The sequence below is a fragment of the Synechococcus sp. FACHB-909 genome, assembly GCF_014698945.1.
GTDB lineage: Bacteria > Cyanobacteriota > Cyanobacteriia > PCC-6307 > Cyanobiaceae > Cyanobium.
Genome location: NZ_JACJTY010000001.1, coordinates 464,646 through 481,920 on the forward strand (window position 1 = coordinate 464,646; position 17,275 = coordinate 481,920).

Here is a 17,275-nt window from a genome sequence, read left to right on the forward strand (position 1 = left end):
GTGTGTGTCCTCAACCATGACCGCAGCCCTGTTCAGTCCTGCGATGCTGGTCGATCCCTACCCGACCTACGCCGCGTTGCGGCGTACCGACCCCGTCCACTGGCATGAACCGTTCGGAGCCTGGGTGCTGACCCGCTACGACGACGTGGTGGCAGCCACCCAGGACCCACGGCTGCGCTCCGATCGCGCCGGCGGAATGGGTGAGCGGGCCGGGTGCCCCGAGCTGCAGCGCCTCTTCGAGGTCATCGGCGCCCAGATGAACATCACGGACCCGGAACGGCACCATCGGCTTCGCGGCCTGGTGGCCAAGGTGTTCACGCCACGGGCCGTGGACCACCTGCGGCCGGCCGTCGAGACGCTGGTCGATGAGCTGCTGGACCGGCTGCCGGAGCAGGGGCGCTTCGATGTGATCGCCGACTTCGCCTTCCCATTGCCGGCCCGGGTCATCGCCCGCCTGCTCGGCCTGGAAACGGGCGACCTGGACCAGCTGAAGCGCTGGTCTGACGACTTCTCCGCCATCTTCGGCACCGACCCGTCAGCCGTGACCCCCGAGCAGTACCAGCGGGCGTTGCAGAGCACCCACGAGCTGACCGCATTCTTTGGCGCGGAATTCGAAAAGCGGCGGGCAACTCCCAGCGGCGATCTGTTGAGCCTGCTGGTGCATGCCGAGATTGACGGCGATCGGCTCAGCGAAACGGAGCTGATCGCCAACGCCAATCTGTTCCTGGCGGCCGGCCACGAGACCACCACCCACCTGATCGGCAACGGCCTGCTGGCCCTGCTGCGCCACCCAGAGCAACTCCAGCTGCTGCGCGACGACGCGTCGCTGATTCCGAACGCCGTCGAGGAGTTCCTCCGCTACGACGGCACGGTGCAGTTCATGTATCGGGAGGCCGGCGAGGATCTGACGATCGGCGGCCACTCGATCCGCAAGGGCCAGCTGGTGTACCTGATGTTCGCCGCCGCCAATCGCGACCCGGCCCGGTTCCCGGATCCCGACCGGCTCGACGTGCGACGCCGGTTTGACGTCCACCTCGCCTTCGGCCATGGTCCCCACTACTGCCTGGGGGCGGCCCTGGCCCGGATGGAAGCCACCATCGCCTTCAGCGCACTGCTGCGTCGCTGCCCAGAACTGCGCCTCACCGGCGTGCCGCTGGAGTATCAGGACAACCTGGAACTGCGCGGGCTCAAGTCGCTGCCGGTGGCGTTTGATCAGCGTTCGGCCTAGATGACGGCTGCCTTTGCTGGGCCTTGAGGATCTCCGGCAGGTTGATCTCGATCCAGTCGGTCATCGCCTCGACCTGACGGCCGATGCCCACCCCCAGGGGGGTGAGCGAATACTCCACATGCGGTGGCACCAGCGGATAGGACACGCGCCGGATGAAGCCGTCCTGTTCCAGCTGCTGCAGGGTCTGGGCCAGCATCTTCTCGCTGACGCCCCCGATCCTGCGGCGCAGCTCGCTGAAGCGGTGGGTTCGCTCCATCAGGGCCACCAGCGCCAGCACCCCCCAACGGCTGGTCACGTGCTTGAGGATCTCCCGCGACGGACACTCGGGCGCCAGAACCTCCCCGCGCCGCAGGGTCTCGCCAAGCCTGGAGCCCGCATTCATGAGGCTTACCTTTTTGTAAGTACTTACGAAACGAAATTGTAAGGCGTAGGTTGCCTCCGTTCCATCAAGCCACGCCATCGAACGGCAATGACCCAATTCGTCATCACCGGAGCCACCGGCCAACTGGGCCGCCTGGTCATCGATGTCCTGCTCAGGAGGGTCCCCGCTGACAGCATCGTCGCCGCCGTACGCAACATCGACAAAGCCAGCGACATCGCCGCCCTGGGCGTGCAGGTTCGCCAAGCGGATTACAACCAGCCCGCCAGCCTGGAGGCCGCCTTTCAAGGCGCGGAAAGGCTCCTGCTGATCTCCTCCAGCGAGATCGGCCAGCGCACATGCCAGCATCAGGCCGTCATCGACGCGGCCAAGCGTTCGGGAGTCAAACTGCTGGCCTACACCAGCGTCCTGCACGCCGATACCTCGGTCCTCGCCCTGGCTCAGGAGCACAGGGAAACCGAAGCGGCCATTCTTGAATCCGGCCTGCCGTTCGTGCTGCTGCGCAACGGCTGGTACACCGAGAACTACACGGCAGGTGTTGCCTCCGCCCTGTCGCTGGGGGCGGTGGTTGGCTGCGCCGGTGAGGGGCGCATCGCTTCCGCGGCCCGTGCCGATTACGCCGAAGCCGCCGCCACCATCCTCACCAGCAACGATCCGGCCGGCCAGGTGCTCGAACTCGCCGGCGACACCTCCTACACCCTGAGCGACTTCGCCGCTGCGATCTCACGCCAGATCGGCAAGCCGATCCCCTACGTCAACCTTCCCGAAGCGGACTACCGCAACGCCCTGATCGGCGCCGGCCTGCCGGAGCCCCTGGCAGGTCTGCTGGCCGATTCCGATACGGGCGCCTCCCAGGGAGCCCTGTTTGATGACGGCAAGCAGCTCAGCCAACTCCTTGGCCGGCCGACCACGGGGCTGGATGCAGCGATCATGGCGGCCCTCTAGGGGGTTCCATAGCGAAGAGTGGGCCCTAGCGTTCCGTGGCGCTCACCCGCGTTATCAAGATGTCCGTGATTGCCGTCTTCACCTACAAGATCCGTCCCGGCCGCTTCGGGGATGTCATGGCCAAATTGCAGCAGGCGGGCGGCCCGGAATTCGAGAGTCCGGTGATGCCCAGAGCGGTCCGTCTGTTGCGCAATGCGGTGCCGGGTCCGGACACGACCTCGCTGATTCTCCACATCGAATACGACGACATGGCGGCCTACGGCGCCAGAACGGCCTGGGAAAACAAGAACCCAGCCTGGCAGGAGCTGTTCGCCGCCAGGCCGGATTCTCCGGAGCAGCTGGAGTCCGTTCAATTGCTCGTTGAACTCTGACGGTCGGATGGCATCCAACGCCAATCCCAACCTTCCTCCTACGGCCTGTTGCGCCCCATCCATGCCTAGAAGCCACTGACATAGCCTTCCTCCCTTGCCCTCCCCAACGCCAGGAGCCGTCGCGATGAGGTCGTCCCACCAACGACGCACGGCCCTGGCCCTGGCCATGGCGGCCCTGGTGGCCTCATGGGCCGCCTCCGCCTCAGCCCAGACCTTCAGGACGACAACACCGATTGCGCCTGGGGTGGCCACACCGGATCGCCTCGAGACATCCATCGGCCCGTTGGACCTGATCGATGGGTTCCCGAAACCCGACACCATCGAGAAGATCTACGACAACCTGGATCGCTCCCGGGCCTTGCAGGCCTACCTGCTGGCGATCCCGATCGTCAATCAGGCCGGCATGCGGGAATCGCTGCGCAAGTTCGGCCCCGAGAACAGCACCAATGTGATCTGGGAGAACCTGGTGGATCCCCGCACGGTGGAGCTCACGGCCAACGACAACACCGTGTACAGCTTCATCTGGCTCGACACCAAGAAGGGACCCCTGGTGGTCGAAGTCCCCCCCAAGGTGCTCGGTGCCGTCAATGATTTCTGGTATCGCTGGGTGGTCGATGTCGGCATCACTGGGGCCGACAAGGGCGCGGGCGGCAAGTACCTGTTCCTTCCCCCCGGCTACCAGGGCGCCATCCCGCAGGGGTATCAAGTCGTCCGGCCAAAGACCTACGGCAACTGGTTGTTCTTCCGCTCCTTTCTAGTGGATGGTTCCCCCAAACCCGGGGTGGATTCGGTCAAGGCCAACCTGAAGATCTACCAGCTCTCCGCTGCGGCCAACCCACCGGCGATCAGGTTCGCCAACGCCTCCGGGGTGCCGGCCAACTTCGTGGCCCCTGGCGATTATTCCTTCTGGGCACTTCTCAACCAGGTGATTCAGGAGGAACCACCCACCGGCGCCGACCCGACCACACTTGGTCTCTTCGCCTCGGTGGGCATCGTCAAAGGGAAACCCTTCAACCCCGACGAACGCTGGAAGAAGATCCTCAGTGACGCCGCCAACATCGGTGCGGTGACGGCACGGACCCTGGCCCTCAAGATTCGCGAGCCGGACGCCTTCTTCTACCCGGACAGCCCCTGGCGGCTGCCGTTCTTCGGCGGCTACAGGTTCGAAGTGTCCCCGGGTGTGGCCAACCTGGATGGTGCCATTTTCTACTACTACTTCGCCACCGGTGTCACACCGGCCATGGAAGTCAAGAATGTCGGCAAAGGCTCCCAGTACCCGTGGGCCGCATTGGACGCCAAGGGTGAACGCCTTGATGGCAGCAAAACCTATCGGCTACGCCTGCCTGCCAACGTCCCCGTCGCCGATTTCTGGTCCGTGATCGTCTATGACACCCAGACGCGATCGATGCTGCAGACCGACCAGAAGGCACCGAGTGTCAGCAGCCAGGACAAGGGCCTCAAAGCCAATGCCGACGGTTCTGTTGATGTCTGGTTTGGCCCGAAGGCCCCGGTTGGATTCGAAAACAACTGGGTCCAGACGATTCCCGGCAAGGGCTGGTTCACGATTTTGCGCCTCTATGGTCCGCTGGAGCCCTGGTTCAACAAAACCTGGCGCCCCGATCCCATCCAGTCGCAGCCGTGATCCGGCGGTTCGGCGCTCAGCCGGCCTCCGTCTCCACCGAGGCCATGGCGGGGCGTCCGGCCAGCACCCGTTTCAGCCGCTCGCGGAACCACTGCAGGGGGTGGCCCATGTCGGCGTCCTCGAGCAGGCCGCGCTGGCGCAGGCAGTCCTCGTAGCTGCGCAGCACGTCGCTGCGGCGCGCCACCTCCCGGGCGACGGTGTCGGCGAATTCGGGACGCGACGCCAGCAGGGCGCGGAAGCTGCCGCTGGGAACGACGAACAGCGTCGTGTCCTCAGCGGTCACCATGGTGGTGGGGTAGGGCACCTGAAGCAGCAGCGGCAGTTCACCGAAGAATTCCCCGGCGGTGAAGGTGAACAGCTTGCGGCTCACCCGGTCCGTTTCATGGATCGCATCCACCGCGCCACTCAGCACCAGGTGGAAGGAGCGGCCCTCATCACCCTGGCGCACCAGCACCGTGCCGGCGGGCAGGGATCGGCGGGCGCCACTGCCCACCAGTTCCCGCAGGCGCCGATCATCCATGCCGCTGTAGCAGGCATGGTCGGGCAGGGAGGCCCGCAGGGGGCTCCAGTCCGGGCCCGCTTGCTCCTCTTCCACCTTGCGCCGGGAGGACAGCAGCTGGATCTGCTGGCGGGACCCGGCCAGCTCGATGCGGCGCTCCCGCAGCCCCTGCTCGATCGCGTAGTTGAGCGAACTGCGCAGGCTGAGGCTGGCGTGGATCGCCGAGGTCCAGGCCCAGAGCTCGAACGCCATCCCCTGGCCCTGGAGGCCATGCAGCAGCACCTTCGGCGGCGGATCAACCAGCACCGAGGGCTCGGCGAGGGCGGCATCCAGCAGCACCTCGGTCACGGCCAGGGGGTCGCTGCCGTGGGCCACCGTCACTTCCACATCCACCCGGCCATCGGAGCTCAGGTAGCTGAGGTTCTTCACCGGCGCATTGGTGATGGCCGAATTGGGCACCACGATCTCGGCACCCTGGAAGGTGCGGATCACGGTGGAGCGGATCGAGATCTCCCGGATGAAGCCGCTGGTGTCGCCGAACTCGATCTGGTCGCCCACCTTCAGCTTCCCCTCCATCAGCAGGGTGAGGCCACTGGTGAGGTTGCGGGTGAGCTCCTGCAGCCCGAAGCCGATGCCCACCCCGAGGGCCCCGAAGATCACGGCGAGGGCACCGATGTCGAGCCCCATCCCCTGGGCCACCACCACATAGCCCAGGGCGGCCAGCCCCATGGAAAGGAGGGTGGCCACCGCCTCGCGACGCCCCTCCGGCAGGGAGAACCAGCGCAGCACGCGTCCGGCCAGCAGCCGCTTCAAGCCCCGCGCCGCCAGGCTCACGGCCAGCAGCAGCAGCAGCACCTCCACGATCCAGAGCAGGGAGAAGCTCTGGCGGCCCAGGGGCAGCAGCGGGGCCGTGAACAACCTCTGAAAGCGCTCGAGATCCACCCCTTGGGCTCCGCCGTTGCTCCCTTCTAGCCCGAGGCGGCGGCGTGATGCCGTGCGTGGCGGGCGGCCGCGCTGACGACCGACTCCGCAGGAAACCGTCCCTACAGTCGGCCTGGCCCCCAGCCTTCTCTGGAGCAGCCCATGCGATGCCAACTGCTCCCGATGGCGCTGGCCCTGGCCCTGGGTGCAACCCCATCCTGGGCAGCCCCAGCAGCATCGCCCTGTGAGGCGGCGCTCGGCACCTGGGACTACGTAGCACCCAGCAAGCCGGGGCGGGCCGTGGTCACCAAGCTGGCCGACGGCCGCCATCACGTGGTGTGGATCGTTTCGGAACGGGGAGGCACCGCCGCCGGCGCCTGGGAGGGAACCTGCGAGGGCTCCCGCCGGACCTGGCGCGTGCTGTTCCCCTCGGATCCAGGCATCGCTGGGCTGAAGGTCGTGGAGGAGTTCGAGGTGGACGGCGATGCGATTCGCTTCTGGCTGCTGGGGCCTGATGGCAAGCGTGGGCCGATGGGTGGCGCCCGTCGTCTGCCCTAGGAGCCACCCGACAGCCCCACCTGCACACTCTGCTCGTTCAGCACGTAGTTCGGATCAAAGGCCTTCAGCTTGCGATCCATCTGGAGATCCTGCTTCTCCGGATCATCCAGACGCAGACAATCGTTCGGATCGCCGACCACACAGAGCATGGGAATGATCACCTCACTCCTGTCATACCCCCACTCCAGCACCCTGCCGCCCAGCAGGCCATTCCCCCTGGGGGGCTCCCGCGTCAGAACGGGAACCAGCACATCCACCTGGGCCGCATACGCTCCCGCGGGCAGGGAGACAATCACGGAGCGATGGATGGTTTCGCCTGGATTGATGTGATCGTCCACGAAAAGTTTTCCTGCCGCTTCCGTTGGGTAGGGCTGGAGCACGGCGCCCCTTTCCACAGGCATGGCATCGAAGGGGCCCTTGGCGCGTTCAGGAAACGTCGCTCGATTCCATCCCTGGCGACGAATGGGGAACAATTCCCAGAAACTGTTGAGCAGGTAGAGCCGGCGATTGCTGGCGTTGGTGGCACTGACCTTCAGTTCCCTTTGCAGCGAGGGCGACGATCCTGTACTCGGTCCGTCGGCGGCGATCGGCGTCAGGCTGATCTCCAGACTAATGCTGGCCGGCGCCTGGGAGGGCACATAGATCTCCTTCCACACGAAGGTGTAGATCCCCCAGGAGGCGGCGATGATGATGCCCAGCGTCCTGACCCATTCGTGCAGCGACGGCGAGCGCATCCAGGCCGGCAGGCGCAACGATCCCGCCCTGGCTCGGGCGCCCGGCATTCCTTTCGGGGGCAGCGACTCACTGTCTCCATGGGTCTTGATCGGGGGTTCGCTGCTCACGGGCTCTCGTGGTGCCTCACTTCTGGCCGGTGAAGGGGGGCACACGCCTCGGGCAGGGGGAGTTGGGCAGCCTCCTGCAGCGCCGGTTCATCACCGCCATCGTGTTGAACGCGGCCCGGTCTGTCCCCGTGGCCAGGGCGCCCAGCAGCGCTGGATCGGGCACCTGGTCCCTGGCGAGCTGGGCCATCGCCCCATCGGAGCAACCAGCCAGCTCCGTCATGCCAAGGCCGGTGAGCAGGGCATAGGAGCGCTGGCTGCGGGTTCCCATCTGCTCGGCCGCAGCGGTGCCATAGGCGCCGTTGGCCGGGGCAACGAGTTGGTCGGGCCTGGGGGGGTCCTGGGGCCTGGGTTGCAGGCTGGTGCCACCGATCAGCACCCCCGCCAGGCAGTTGGCCTGGAGGTTGGCGGTGGCGGGTGGCTGGAGCCTGGCAGCCCGCTGGCCAAGGATGGCCTGGCCAAGGCCGACCCCGAGCCAGTAGGCCACGCCCCAGTCGCCATGTCGGTTGGACTCCTTCGCCAGCCGGCTGCGATCCAGCAGCACCCTGCCGCTGGCAGCGCAGTAGAGAGCCGGGCTCTGGACGGCCCCTGCCGCCGGGTCCTTCACGCTGTCCCCCGGGCAGACCTGACCTGGCGTTTGGCCGGCTGGAAGCACCTCGATGGACGGCCAGGGCAGTGAGGCGGTGCCTGGATCCGCGATCCAGCTCCGGCGGAGCTGGGCGGCGATGCCCCCCACCACGCTGTCCAGGGCAGCGGCGTTGTCTTCTGGGGCAGCGGACACCGGAGCCATCGGTAGGGGCAGCGAAGCTGCGAACAACAGAGCCCCCAGTGCCGCAGACCCCCGGTGATTTCGCATGGGTTGGCAACACCGACACACGGCCGGCTTTCAGTCTGCCTGGTGTGCAGCGCCTGGCTCATAAACCGGGGATCGGGCCCCCATCACCCGTGAGCTGCCAGGCGGCCCAGAATTTGTGGTCAGCCCAGTCCGGCTCCGGCGGATTGCTGCGGAACTCCTGCTGCACCGCCGTCAGCGCCTCCATGCGACCCATTCCCCGCTTGAGCAGGGCGACGTAGCGCTGCATGAACGCCGCCGTGGCGTCATCGTCCACCTTCCACAGCGACAGCAGGGTGGAGCGGGCGCCGGCCACGGTGAGGGCCCGCTGCAGGCCGTAGACCCCTTCGCCGGTCTGCAGGGTTCCGGAGGCGGTGTCACAGGCGGAGAGCACCACCAGCTCGGTGCCATCGAGCTGCAGCTGGGCCACCTCCTTGGCGGTGAGGTAGCCGTCGTCGCCTGCCGGGAGGCTGCGGTTGGCGCCCGCCAGCACGATGCCGCTGTTCAGCAGCGGATCGTCGCTGCCCGTGGTGAAGAACCCGTGGCTGGCGATGTGCAGCACCCTGGGGCCGCGGGCCTCCTGCAGCACGGTGGTGGTGGCGGCGGATCCCTGATACAGGGCAGCGCCGAGACGTTCGGCGATCCAGCGCCCCTCGGCGGCCGTGGCAGGGAGGGGTTGCCACTGGCCTGGGCCACCGAAATCGGGGGCAGCGAGCACCAGGGCGCGCTGGCCTCCGGGCCCGGGGCTGCCCAGGCGGAGCAGGTCGCGGCCGCTGGTGAGGATCCGCAGCTCCACCTGCTGGCCCAGGGTGGCCGCCGGCAGCACCGTGAACGGGATGCGGCTCAGCTCGCCATCGGGGGAGACGAACCACCGCCGCCGCCCCTGAACCTGCGGCAGCAGGGGCCCCAGCACCTGCTGGCTCACCTGGGCCCAGAACGGTCCGGCGGGGCGGTTGCGGGCCAGGCTCTCGGCCAGGGCCCGCTGGATCAGGGGATCGATGGCCGCCGCCGGGCCGAGGTCCACCGCGCGGGTCGACCCATCGGGGAACAGCAGCATCGCCAGATAGCGCGCCTCCCCCCAGCTCCTGGCCTCCGGTTGACGGGCGTCGTAGGGGCGGAAGCGCTGGAATTCGATCAGCACCCCATCGGCGGGCAGGGCGGCGGCCACCTGGGCGGCGTCCACCAGCCGCGGGGTCAGGGCCGGCAACTGGCGGTAGAGCTCCTGCTCCAGCCGATCCCGCTCCTGCTGCAGCGTGCGTCGCTGCGCTTCGCTGAGGTTGACATCGGCCAGGCGGGCCGTGATCGCCGTGAGCTGGCTCACCAGACTCTGCTGGGCCGGCGAGCCGCGCCCGAGCTGGGCCTGGCGCCGTTCGATGTCCTGCAGCAGACCGTGGCGGTTCAGGCGGGTGAACAGGGCCAGGGAGGCGCCCGCCGGCGAGCTCACCCCAAGGGAATAGGGGATCTCCCAGACGTTGCCGAGGGCCTTGATCTGCTCCTGTCGCCGGGCCTGGGGCAGCAGGGGGGCCTCCCGCTGCAGGAACAGGGACTGGCTGCCGATGCCGCGGCGCAGCAGGGGTTCGGCCCGGGCCTCGGCCCCCTGACTCAGGTATCCCTTGGCCAGATTGTTGACGCTGAGGGCGGTGGTGGGGTGATCGGGCCCCAGCGCTGTCTCGTAGATCGCCAGGGCACGCAGGAAGAGGGGTTCCGCCTTGGCATGGGCGCCATGGAGGCGGTGGAGATCCGCCAGGTTGTTGAGGCTGCCGGCGGTGTCGGGATGGTTTGGCCCCAGGGCCTTCTCCCGGATCGCCAGGGCGCGCCGGTGCAGCGGCTCGGCCCGTTCGGCGGCACCCTGGTGGTCGAGGAGCACCGCCAGGTTGTTGAGGCCCGTGGCGGTGACGGGGTGGGCGGGTCCCAGCGTCTTCTCCTGGATGGCCAGGGCGCGGCGCAGCAGCGGCTCGGCGCGGGCGTAGGCGCCCTGATCGCTGTACAGCATGGCGAGGTTGTTGAGGCTGGCGGCGGTATCGGCGTGGCCGGCGCCGAGCGCCTTCTCCCGGATCGCCAGGGCACGGCGCAGCAGGGGCTCCGCCCGCGCATAGGCCCCCTGGTTCCGGTAGAGCAGGCCCAGGTTGTTCAGGCTGGTGGCCGTTGCGGGATGCTCCGGGCCCAGCGCCTTTTCGTTGATCGCCAGGGCCTGTTGATAGAGGGGTTCGGCCCTGGCGAAGGCACCCTGGTTCTCCTGGAGCGCCGCCAGGTTGTTGAGGCCGGTGGCGGTGTCGGGGTGATTGTCACCCAGTGCCTTCTGCTTAATGGCCAGGGTGCGGCGCAGCAGGGGCTCCGCCTCGGCATAGCGGCCCTGGTTGATGTACAGCGCCGCCAGGTTGTTGAGGCTGGTGGCGGTGTCGGGGTGATCGGGTCCGAGCGCCTTCTCCCTGATGGCGAGGGCGCGCCGATAGACGGCATCGGCCTTGGCGTAGGCGCCCTGCGCGTTGTACAGAAGCCCGAGGTTCGTCAGGCCCAGGGCGAGTCCTGGGTGCTCTGGCCCCAGCGCCTTCTCGGCGATCGCCAGGGCGCGCCGGTAGAGGGTTTCGGCGTTGGCGTAGCGGCCTTGGTTGAACGACAGCCAGGCGAGGTTGTTGAGGCTGAGGGCAGTGAGGGGGTCATCTGGCCCCAGGATCCGGATTCGGATCGCCAGGGCCCGGGCCAGCAGGGGCTCGGCCCTGGCGAAGGCGCGCTCCCTGACATAGAGCAGCCCGAGGTTGCTCAGGCTGGTGGCCGTATCGGGATGGTCGGGCCCCAGCGCCTTCTGGCGCCAGGCCAGCACCTTCTCCCACAGCGCCGCCGCTTTCCCGTTCGCCCCCTTGGCCTCCAGGGCGTTGGCCTCGTCGATCCACTCCCACACCTGCGCAGGGGTCTGGGGATAGCGCTCGCCCAGCGGCTGGGCCAGCCACTGCTGCTGCCGTGGCTCCGGTGGCTGGCCCTGGGGATGGACGGCCTCCGCAGGCGGTCCATCGGCCAGCAACAGCACGCCCAGGGCGATTCCCCACCGGAGCAGAGCCAACGGGGAGCGAGGGGACCACGTCATGGGCAGACGGGGGGTTACCCAGCTTCCGGTACTGGATCCAGCATGGCCCGCACATCGACAAACCCTGCCGGAAAGGATCCATGAAACTGATGGTGGTCGGGGCCAGCCGCGGGCTTGGCCGTGCCTTTGTCGAAGGTCTGGGCAGCGCCGGCGACACGGTGATCGGCGTCTCGCGGCGACGGCCCGATGGCCTGAGGCTGCCGGCGGGCGTCGATCTCGGCTGGATCGAGGCGGATCTGGCGGAGCCGCTGGCGGCGGCCCGGTGGATCGAGCAGCAGGCCCCTGCCCAGCTGGATGTGCTGATCTACAACCTCGGCGTCTGGGAAGCGAACGCCTTCAGCGAGGCCTACAGCTTCCTGGAGGATCCCGACGACAGCATCGCCACCATGGTGGCCATCAACATCACCGGCACCCTGATGCTGCTGCGGCGGCTGATTCCGCGCCTGCTCGACTCCACCAGGCCCCAGCTGATCCTCACGGGCTCCACCTCCGGCCTGCGCCAGAGCGGGCAGCCGGAGGTGACCTTCGGCGCCTCCAAGTTCGCGCTCAGCGGCATCGCCGATGCCCTGCGGGAGAGCTTCCGGGACCAGCAACTGGCGGTGACCTGCCTGCAGCTGGGCTACCTGAACACCGACGACGGCCTGGAGGTGACGCCCGAGGCGGCCGCCGGGCGCGGTGAGGGCCGGCAGATTCCGCTCCACGACGTGGTCCGGATCGTCTCGGCCCTGCTGCAGCTCTCGCCGGCGTCCTTCGTGCGCGAGCTGGTGCTGCCCGCCATCGGCGACGAACGGTTCTGAGTTGCGGAGCACCCCTACGGTGCTGCCACCCCGCCGCCGGCACCGGAGCCATGCACACCCTGCGCCCGGGACCATGGCTGACCAGCCTGCTGCTGCTGCAGACCGCCCTGCTGCCGGGTTCCCGGGCGCTGGCAGGACCGGCGCCGGGCGGGCCGGCGCTGGCCCAGCCGGCGGATCCGGCGGCGGGCCTGGCGCTCCAACCGGCCGCCTACCGCGCCGTGCTCGGTGAGCCACCGGCCCCCGGCAGCCGCCTGGAGCTCGACGATCTGGCCATCCTGCGCTGGAACCAGCGCAGCCGCACGCCGGCGGGGATCGTGCACAGCTGGCGCTTCTTGAACCGCAATCTCAGCGTCTTCGATGCCGCCGTGGGCGCCGACCTGGCCCGCACCTCCCCCCTTCTCCACGCGGGCCTGCCGGCCTTCCTCGAGCGGGCCGATGGGCTCAAGGATCAGCTCAAGGATGCGGTGGCCCGGCCACGCCCCTTCCTGAGCCACCCCGATCTGAAGCCCTGTCTGCCCCTGGAGAGCTCCTGGTCGTTCCCCAGCGGCCATGCCACCTGGTTTGCCACCGCGAGCCTGCTGCTGGCCGACCTGCTGCCGGAGCGCCGGGAGCGGCTGCTGCCGGTGGGCCTCCAGGGGGGCTACGTGCGTGCCTACTGCGCCATGCACTACCCCAGTGATGTGCTGGCCGGCCAGCGCCTCGCCGAGGCGATCAGCCAGCAGGTGATCGCCTCGCCCCAGTGGCGCCGCTTCAAGCAGCAGGTGGACGGTGAGCGCCGCCTGCTGCTGGCGGTCCCACCGGCCGGCCTGCCCCTGCTGGCGGATTGATCGCGTTCAGCGCCACGGTTCGCGGCGCCCGGCGCAACGGACTGGGGCTGCTGCTCACCCCACTGGTGCTGCTGCGCCGCTCCGTGCAGGGGCTGGCCCTGGCCCTGGAGCGCATGATCTGGCGGGAACTGATCGAGGACGAGGTCCCCGCCAACCCGCTCGTCAGCCTGCTGGCCTTCCTGCTGTTCTCCGGCCTCTGCCTGCTGGTCAGCCTCCAGGGGGCCGCCGGCTACGTGCTCGGCCTGCTGCTGTTCCTGCTGCCGATGGAGTGGCTGATGGCCCGGCTGGGCTACGGCGCGCCGGTGCTGCGGCGGGTGCAGCTGCAGAGCTGGGGTGACCGCCTCCACCTGTTCGTGGACACGCCCGGGGGCAGCGAACGGCTGGAGGTGGAGCGGGCCGCCATCACGGCCGTGCTGATCCGCCAGGCCAGCGTCCAGCTGCCGCCGCTGGGGGAGCGGCCCCTTGGCTGGGATCTGGTTCTTGCCGTGGCCGATCCCGCCGGGGAGCACCTGCTGGCCCGGGCCGCCAGCTTCTCCGGCGCCTGGCAGCAGGCCCACGCCCTGGCCGCCGATCTGGCGGTGCCCCTGCGCCTGGCCGGCGCCCTTGAGGCCCGCAAGCTCGCCGGGTCCCGGCCGGAAGGGCCGCAGCCGGACGATGTCTGGATGGTGGAAACGGGAGCTTCCGCCACACGCCTGGTCCGCCGCCGCCGCGGCGTGGGCGCGGCCCAGTGGTGGCGCTCCTTCGCCGAGCAGGGCAGCTACCTGTTGTTCGTCGCCGTGCTCAACACCGTGATGGTGAAGTACGGCGGCTTTCTGGTCTGGATGTTCGGGCCGCGCCTGGGCCTGAGCGAACCCACCACCCTGGTGCTGGATCTCTCCCTGCCGGGCCTGCTGTCGCTGGCCCTGCCGGAGTGGACCGTGATCCAGGCCCTGCTGGTGGTCGCCGCCCTCGGTGCCGCCGGCGTCGGCAGCTACCGCCAGTGGCGCCCCCAGGAGCTCTCCCTGACGGGCGACCAGCTCCGCCTCCGCCGCCCGGGCCAGCCCAGCCGCCAGCTGCCGCTGCGGCTGGTCACCGGGGCGCTGCTGCTGGGCGGCCCCGACCCCCGGGTGATCCTCTGGAGCGAACGCCGGCCGCCGATCGTGGTGGACGGCCTCTCCGGTGAGCGGGAGGCGGCCGAGCTGCTGGAGAAACTGGAGGCCATGCTGGATCGGACGCAGGGATGATGGACCCGATGGCCCCCCGCAGCACCCAGTCCCTGGCTGCAGGCCTGGCGGCAGCCCTGGTGGCGCTGCTGCCAGACATCGCCGTCGCGCCCGCCGCTGCCGCGCCCGCTGCCCCGGGGCCCGTCAAGCCGGAAGCCGCAGCGGAGGTCGCGCTGGCCGCACTGGAGGCCCGCTCCGGTGGACGACTGGGGGTGTTCGCCATCGACACCGCCAGCGGTGCCCGGATCGGCCATCGGGCAGACGAACGCTTTCCCCTCTGCAGCACCTTCAAGGCGATCCTGGCGGGAGCCGTGCTCCACAGGAGCCAGCGGCAGCCGGGCTTCCTGGAGCAGCGGATCCGCTTCGGCCGAGAGGATCTGGTGACCCACTCGCCGATCGCCGAGCAGCACCTCGAAGGCGGCCTGACGGTGGCGGAGATGGCCGCCGCCACCGTCCAGTACAGCGACAACACCGCCGCCAATCAGCTGATGGCGCGCCTGGACGGCCCCGCCGGCCTGACCGCCTTCGCCCGCTCCACCGGCAACCGCACCTTCCGGCTCGATCGCTGGGAAACCGCCCTCAACTCCGCCATCCCCGGCGATCCCCGTGACACCGACACCCCCAGCGGCATGGGCACCAGCCTCCAGGCCCTGGTGCTCGGCAGCGCCCTGCGCCCGCCCCAGCGCCGTCGACTGCAGGACTGGCTGATCGGCAACACCACCGGCGATCGGCGCGTGCGGGCCGGGGTGCCGCCGGGCTGGCGGGTGGGCGACAAGACCGGCACCTGCGGCGCCTACGGCACCGCCAACGACGTGGCCGTGCTCTGGCCGCCGGAGCGGGGGCCGATCGTGCTGGCCATCTTCCATACCCAGAGCGATCCGGCCGCCCAGACACAGGATGGGGTGCTGGCCGCAGCCGCCACGATCGTGGCCGAAGCGTTCAGGCCGGCAGGCAGGTGAGCACCAGCTGGTCGCGGTGCACCACCGCATCCCCCACCGGCCCCAGCCGGCGGCGCACCTCCTCGCTGCTGAGCCCCATGATCCGGCGCAGCTCCTCGCTGCTCAGGGTGCTCAGGCCCCGCCCCAGTTCGCGGCCGTCGCTGGCCAGCACCCGCACCGCGTCACGCCGGGAGAAGTGGCCCTCCACCTCACGGATGCCCACCGCCAGCAGGGAGGCCCCCTGCTGCAGCAGGGCCCGCTCGGCGCCCGCGTCCACCCGCACGCTGCCCTTCACCAGCAGGGCATGGGCCAGCCAGCTCTTGCGGTCGGCCAGGGGGGTGGCGCTGGGCTGGAACACGGTGCCCACCTTCTCGCCGGCGAACAGGGCATCGAGCACCGCCGGATCGCGGCCATCGGCCAGGCGCACCCGGATGCCGCTGGAGGTGGCGATCCGGGCCGCCGCCAGCTTGGTGGTCATGCCGCCCGTGCCCCACTGCCCGCCCCCCTCGGCCACGTGGCTGAGGCGCTCCAGCTCGGCCAGGTCGCGCACCTCCTCGATCGGGCTGGCATCGGCATCGGTGCGGGGATTGCCGGAATAGAGGCGGTCGACATCGGTGAGCAGCACCAGTTCATCGGCGCCGATCGCCACCGCCACCAGAGCCGAAAGGGTGTCGTTGTCACCGAAGCGCAGTTCATCGGTGGCCAGGGTGTCGTTCTCGTTCACCACCGGCAGCACCCCCCACTCCAGCAGCTGCTCCAGGGTGCGGCAGGCGTTCTGGTAGCGGCGCCGGGAAGCCAGATCGCTGCGGGTGAGCAGCACCTGGGCCACCGCCATCCCCCGCACGGCGAAGGCCTCCTGGTACAGCCCCATCAACCGGCCCTGGCCGACGGCGGCGGCCGCCTGCAGGGCCACCACCTCGGTGGGGCGCCGGCTGAAGCGGAGCGCCTCGCAGCCCAGGCCCACGGCGCCACTGGTGACCAGGGCGAGCCGATCCCCCCGGCGCTGCTGGCGGCCGAAGCTGGCGGCCAGATCGGCGATCACCGCCGCCGTGGGCCGCTCGGGGGTGCCCCGCAGCAGGCTGGTGCCCACCTTGATCACACGCCGCAGGCCGCCGGCGGCGGGTGTGCCGGAGGTCCCCATCAGCCCGGGACCGAGCCCACCCAGCGGGCCATGCGCAGCTCCAGGTTCTGCAGCCGGTCCTGGCGGCAGGGTTCACCGTCGGGATCGATCGGCTTCACCAGCACCGTGAACAGGCCCATGCGGTTGCCCACCAGCACATCGGTGAACAGCCGGTCGCCCACCAGGGCCACAGCGGCCGGGGGCAGGGCGAGGTCCTGCAGCACCTTGCGCAGGGCCGCCCGCCGCGGCTTCCCCGCCGAGGTGGTGTAGGGGAGGCCCATGGTGTCGGCCACCGCCCCGATGCGGCGGCGGGAGGGGTTGTTGCTGAGCAGGTGCAGGGGCATGCGCTCGCGGGCGTGGCGCAGCCACACTTCAGCCTGCAGGGGCATGGTGGCCTGGCGGCGGGGCAGCAGGGTGCGGTCGACGTCAAGGACGAGGGCGCGAATGCCACGATCAACCAGCTCCTGCAGGGGCAGGTGCGCCAGGGACGTTCCCGGCAGCCAGTCGGGCGTGAGCAGATCGCGCAGCATCAGTCGTCGCTCTCCCGTTCGTCGAGCTCGGCCTCGATACGGGGCTGGACCCGCTCGAACTCCTCGCCCTCCACCATCACCGCGTCGGCGCCGTCCATGCGGGCCACCACGAAGAAGGGATCCAGGGGGATGTAGAGGCCGTACTCCTCATCGCCGGCCATGAAGCTCACGAGCAGCTCGTAGGTCTCGCTGTCATCATCGCCCTCCTCGTCCTCGAGATCGTCGGGATCGGGCTCCTCCAGCTCACCGCTGACGGTGAGGGTGACGGCGGAACGCACCAGGGTGAGGTCGTGCTCCTGGAGCACGACATCCGCCACCGACAGGATCGGCTCGGTGGCATCGAGGGTCTCCACCAGCTCGGGGTCGTCGTCCTCCCGCAGCCGGAACAGGCACACCGGGGTGTCCACCGGGGTCAGCAGGGCGTAGTCGTGGCCGTCCAGGGGGATCAGCTGCTCCAGGAAGCAGAGCAGCTGGCGGCCGCTGCCGTCCCGCACCTGCACGGTGGGCACATCGCCGGAGCCCGTCATCGCAGGGGGGTCGGAGGCCATCAAGTGGAAGCGGGTCC

General features: G+C 69.5%; 17 protein-coding genes. 9 read left to right on the forward strand and 8 right to left on the reverse strand.

Annotated elements, in window-relative coordinates; translation table 11 throughout:
• The first annotated feature begins 16 nt into the window (after window positions 1-16).
• Window positions 17-1,228, forward strand: coding sequence for a cytochrome P450 (locus tag H6G99_RS02275; protein WP_190609592.1), 1,212 nt, complete (start codon window positions 17-19; stop codon window positions 1,226-1,228).
• Here the strand turns inward: H6G99_RS02275 and H6G99_RS16275 are convergent.
• Complete coding sequence (locus H6G99_RS16275; RefSeq protein ID WP_286190929.1) at window positions 1,188-1,853, reverse strand: winged helix-turn-helix transcriptional regulator; 666 nt, start codon at window positions 1,851-1,853, stop codon at window positions 1,188-1,190. The two genes, H6G99_RS02275 and H6G99_RS16275, sit on opposite strands and share 41 nt — an antisense overlap.
• Here H6G99_RS16275 and H6G99_RS02285 point away from each other — a divergent pair.
• From H6G99_RS02285 to H6G99_RS02295, 3 genes are all read left to right on the forward strand, one after another.
• Window positions 1,758-2,552, forward strand: a complete 795-nt coding sequence (locus H6G99_RS02285; RefSeq protein ID WP_286190962.1) for an SDR family oxidoreductase — start codon at window positions 1,758-1,760, stop codon at window positions 2,550-2,552. The genes H6G99_RS16275 and H6G99_RS02285 overlap by 96 nt on opposite strands.
• Window positions 2,553-2,587: 35 nt before the next feature.
• Window positions 2,588-2,923, forward strand: a complete 336-nt coding sequence (locus tag H6G99_RS02290; RefSeq protein WP_199296899.1) for a hypothetical protein — start codon at window positions 2,588-2,590, stop codon at window positions 2,921-2,923.
• A gap of 358 nt (window positions 2,924-3,281) precedes the next feature.
• Entirely contained in the window at window positions 3,282-4,565 is a 1,284-nt protein-coding gene (locus H6G99_RS02295) for a DUF1254 domain-containing protein (RefSeq protein ID WP_199296900.1), read from the forward strand.
• A gap of 16 nt (window positions 4,566-4,581) precedes the next feature.
• On the opposite strand, the gene H6G99_RS02300 is transcribed toward H6G99_RS02295, so the two are convergent.
• Window positions 4,582-6,006 (reverse strand): mechanosensitive ion channel domain-containing protein, encoded by a 1,425-nt coding sequence (locus tag H6G99_RS02300; RefSeq protein ID WP_190609596.1) that lies wholly within the window; start codon window positions 6,004-6,006, stop codon window positions 4,582-4,584.
• 141 nt (window positions 6,007-6,147) lie between these two features.
• On the opposite strand from H6G99_RS02300, the gene H6G99_RS02305 reads away from it, so the two are divergent.
• Window positions 6,148-6,543, forward strand: a complete 396-nt coding sequence (locus H6G99_RS02305; RefSeq protein ID WP_190609597.1) for a hypothetical protein — start codon at window positions 6,148-6,150, stop codon at window positions 6,541-6,543.
• Here H6G99_RS02305 and H6G99_RS02310 read toward each other — a convergent pair.
• From H6G99_RS02310 to H6G99_RS02320, 3 genes are all read right to left on the reverse strand, one after another.
• Entirely contained in the window at window positions 6,540-7,385 is an 846-nt protein-coding gene (locus H6G99_RS02310; protein ID WP_190609598.1) for a hypothetical protein, read from the reverse strand. The two genes, H6G99_RS02305 and H6G99_RS02310, sit on opposite strands and share 4 nt — an antisense overlap.
• A gap of 16 nt (window positions 7,386-7,401) precedes the next feature.
• Complete coding sequence (locus H6G99_RS02315; RefSeq protein WP_190609600.1) at window positions 7,402-8,163, reverse strand: hypothetical protein; 762 nt, start codon at window positions 8,161-8,163, stop codon at window positions 7,402-7,404.
• A 133-nt stretch (window positions 8,164-8,296) separates the two neighbouring features.
• Window positions 8,297-11,272, reverse strand: coding sequence for a CHAT domain-containing tetratricopeptide repeat protein (locus H6G99_RS02320; protein WP_199296901.1), 2,976 nt, complete (start codon window positions 11,270-11,272; stop codon window positions 8,297-8,299).
• A gap of 104 nt (window positions 11,273-11,376) precedes the next feature.
• On the opposite strand from H6G99_RS02320, the gene H6G99_RS02325 reads away from it, so the two are divergent.
• The 4 genes from H6G99_RS02325 to bla are packed head-to-tail and all read left to right on the forward strand — an operon-like array spanning window position 11,377 to window position 15,081.
• A complete protein-coding gene (locus H6G99_RS02325; RefSeq protein ID WP_190609602.1) occupies window positions 11,377-12,093 on the forward strand; it encodes an SDR family oxidoreductase in 717 nt (238 codons plus the stop codon).
• Window positions 12,094-12,143: 50 nt separating this feature from the next.
• Window positions 12,144-12,920, forward strand: coding sequence for a phosphatase PAP2 family protein (locus H6G99_RS02330; RefSeq protein WP_190609603.1), 777 nt, complete (start codon window positions 12,144-12,146; stop codon window positions 12,918-12,920).
• Window positions 12,917-14,143, forward strand: coding sequence for a hypothetical protein (locus tag H6G99_RS02335; RefSeq protein WP_190609604.1), 1,227 nt, complete (start codon window positions 12,917-12,919; stop codon window positions 14,141-14,143). Before H6G99_RS02330 ends, H6G99_RS02335 begins: the two co-directional genes overlap by 4 nt.
• 8 nt (window positions 14,144-14,151) lie before the next feature.
• Entirely contained in the window at window positions 14,152-15,081 is a 930-nt protein-coding gene (gene bla / locus H6G99_RS02340; protein WP_199296902.1) for a class A beta-lactamase, read from the forward strand.
• Here the strand turns inward: bla and proB are convergent.
• The 3 genes from proB to H6G99_RS02355 are packed head-to-tail and all read right to left on the reverse strand — an operon-like array spanning window position 15,062 to window position 17,258.
• A complete protein-coding gene (proB, locus tag H6G99_RS02345) occupies window positions 15,062-16,201 on the reverse strand; it encodes a glutamate 5-kinase (RefSeq protein ID WP_094586218.1) in 1,140 nt (379 codons plus the stop codon). The genes bla and proB overlap by 20 nt on opposite strands.
• On the reverse strand, window positions 16,201-16,710 hold the full coding sequence (locus H6G99_RS02350) for a YqeG family HAD IIIA-type phosphatase (RefSeq protein ID WP_094586219.1): 510 nt from the start codon (window positions 16,708-16,710) through the stop codon (window positions 16,201-16,203). The genes proB and H6G99_RS02350 overlap by 1 nt, the downstream gene beginning before the upstream one ends.
• A complete protein-coding gene (locus tag H6G99_RS02355) occupies window positions 16,710-17,258 on the reverse strand; it encodes a DUF3727 domain-containing protein (RefSeq protein ID WP_094586220.1) in 549 nt (182 codons plus the stop codon). Before H6G99_RS02355 ends, H6G99_RS02350 begins: the two co-directional genes overlap by 1 nt.
• Window positions 17,259-17,275: the final 17 nt, after the last annotated feature.

What these genes read in the sequence shown, in the direction of transcription:
- H6G99_RS02350 (WP_094586219.1), bottom strand. Translation starts at nt 16,710, where the DNA reads ATGCTGCGCGATCTGCTCACGCCCGACTGGCTGCCGGGAACGTCCCTG.
- H6G99_RS02325 (WP_190609602.1), top strand. Translation starts at nt 11,377, where the DNA reads ATGAAACTGATGGTGGTCGGGGCCAGCCGCGGGCTTGGCCGTGCCTTT.
- H6G99_RS02275 (WP_190609592.1), top strand. Translation starts at nt 17, where the DNA reads ATGACCGCAGCCCTGTTCAGTCCTGCGATGCTGGTCGATCCCTACCCG.
- H6G99_RS02355 (WP_094586220.1), bottom strand. Translation starts at nt 17,258, where the DNA reads ATGGCCTCCGACCCCCCTGCGATGACGGGCTCCGGCGATGTGCCCACC.
- H6G99_RS02330 (WP_190609603.1), top strand. Translation starts at nt 12,144, where the DNA reads ATGCACACCCTGCGCCCGGGACCATGGCTGACCAGCCTGCTGCTGCTG.
- proB (WP_094586218.1), bottom strand. Translation starts at nt 16,201, where the DNA reads ATGGGGACCTCCGGCACACCCGCCGCCGGCGGCCTGCGGCGTGTGATC.
- bla (WP_199296902.1), top strand. Translation starts at nt 14,152, where the DNA reads ATGGCCCCCCGCAGCACCCAGTCCCTGGCTGCAGGCCTGGCGGCAGCC.
- H6G99_RS02305 (WP_190609597.1), top strand. Translation starts at nt 6,148, where the DNA reads ATGCGATGCCAACTGCTCCCGATGGCGCTGGCCCTGGCCCTGGGTGCA.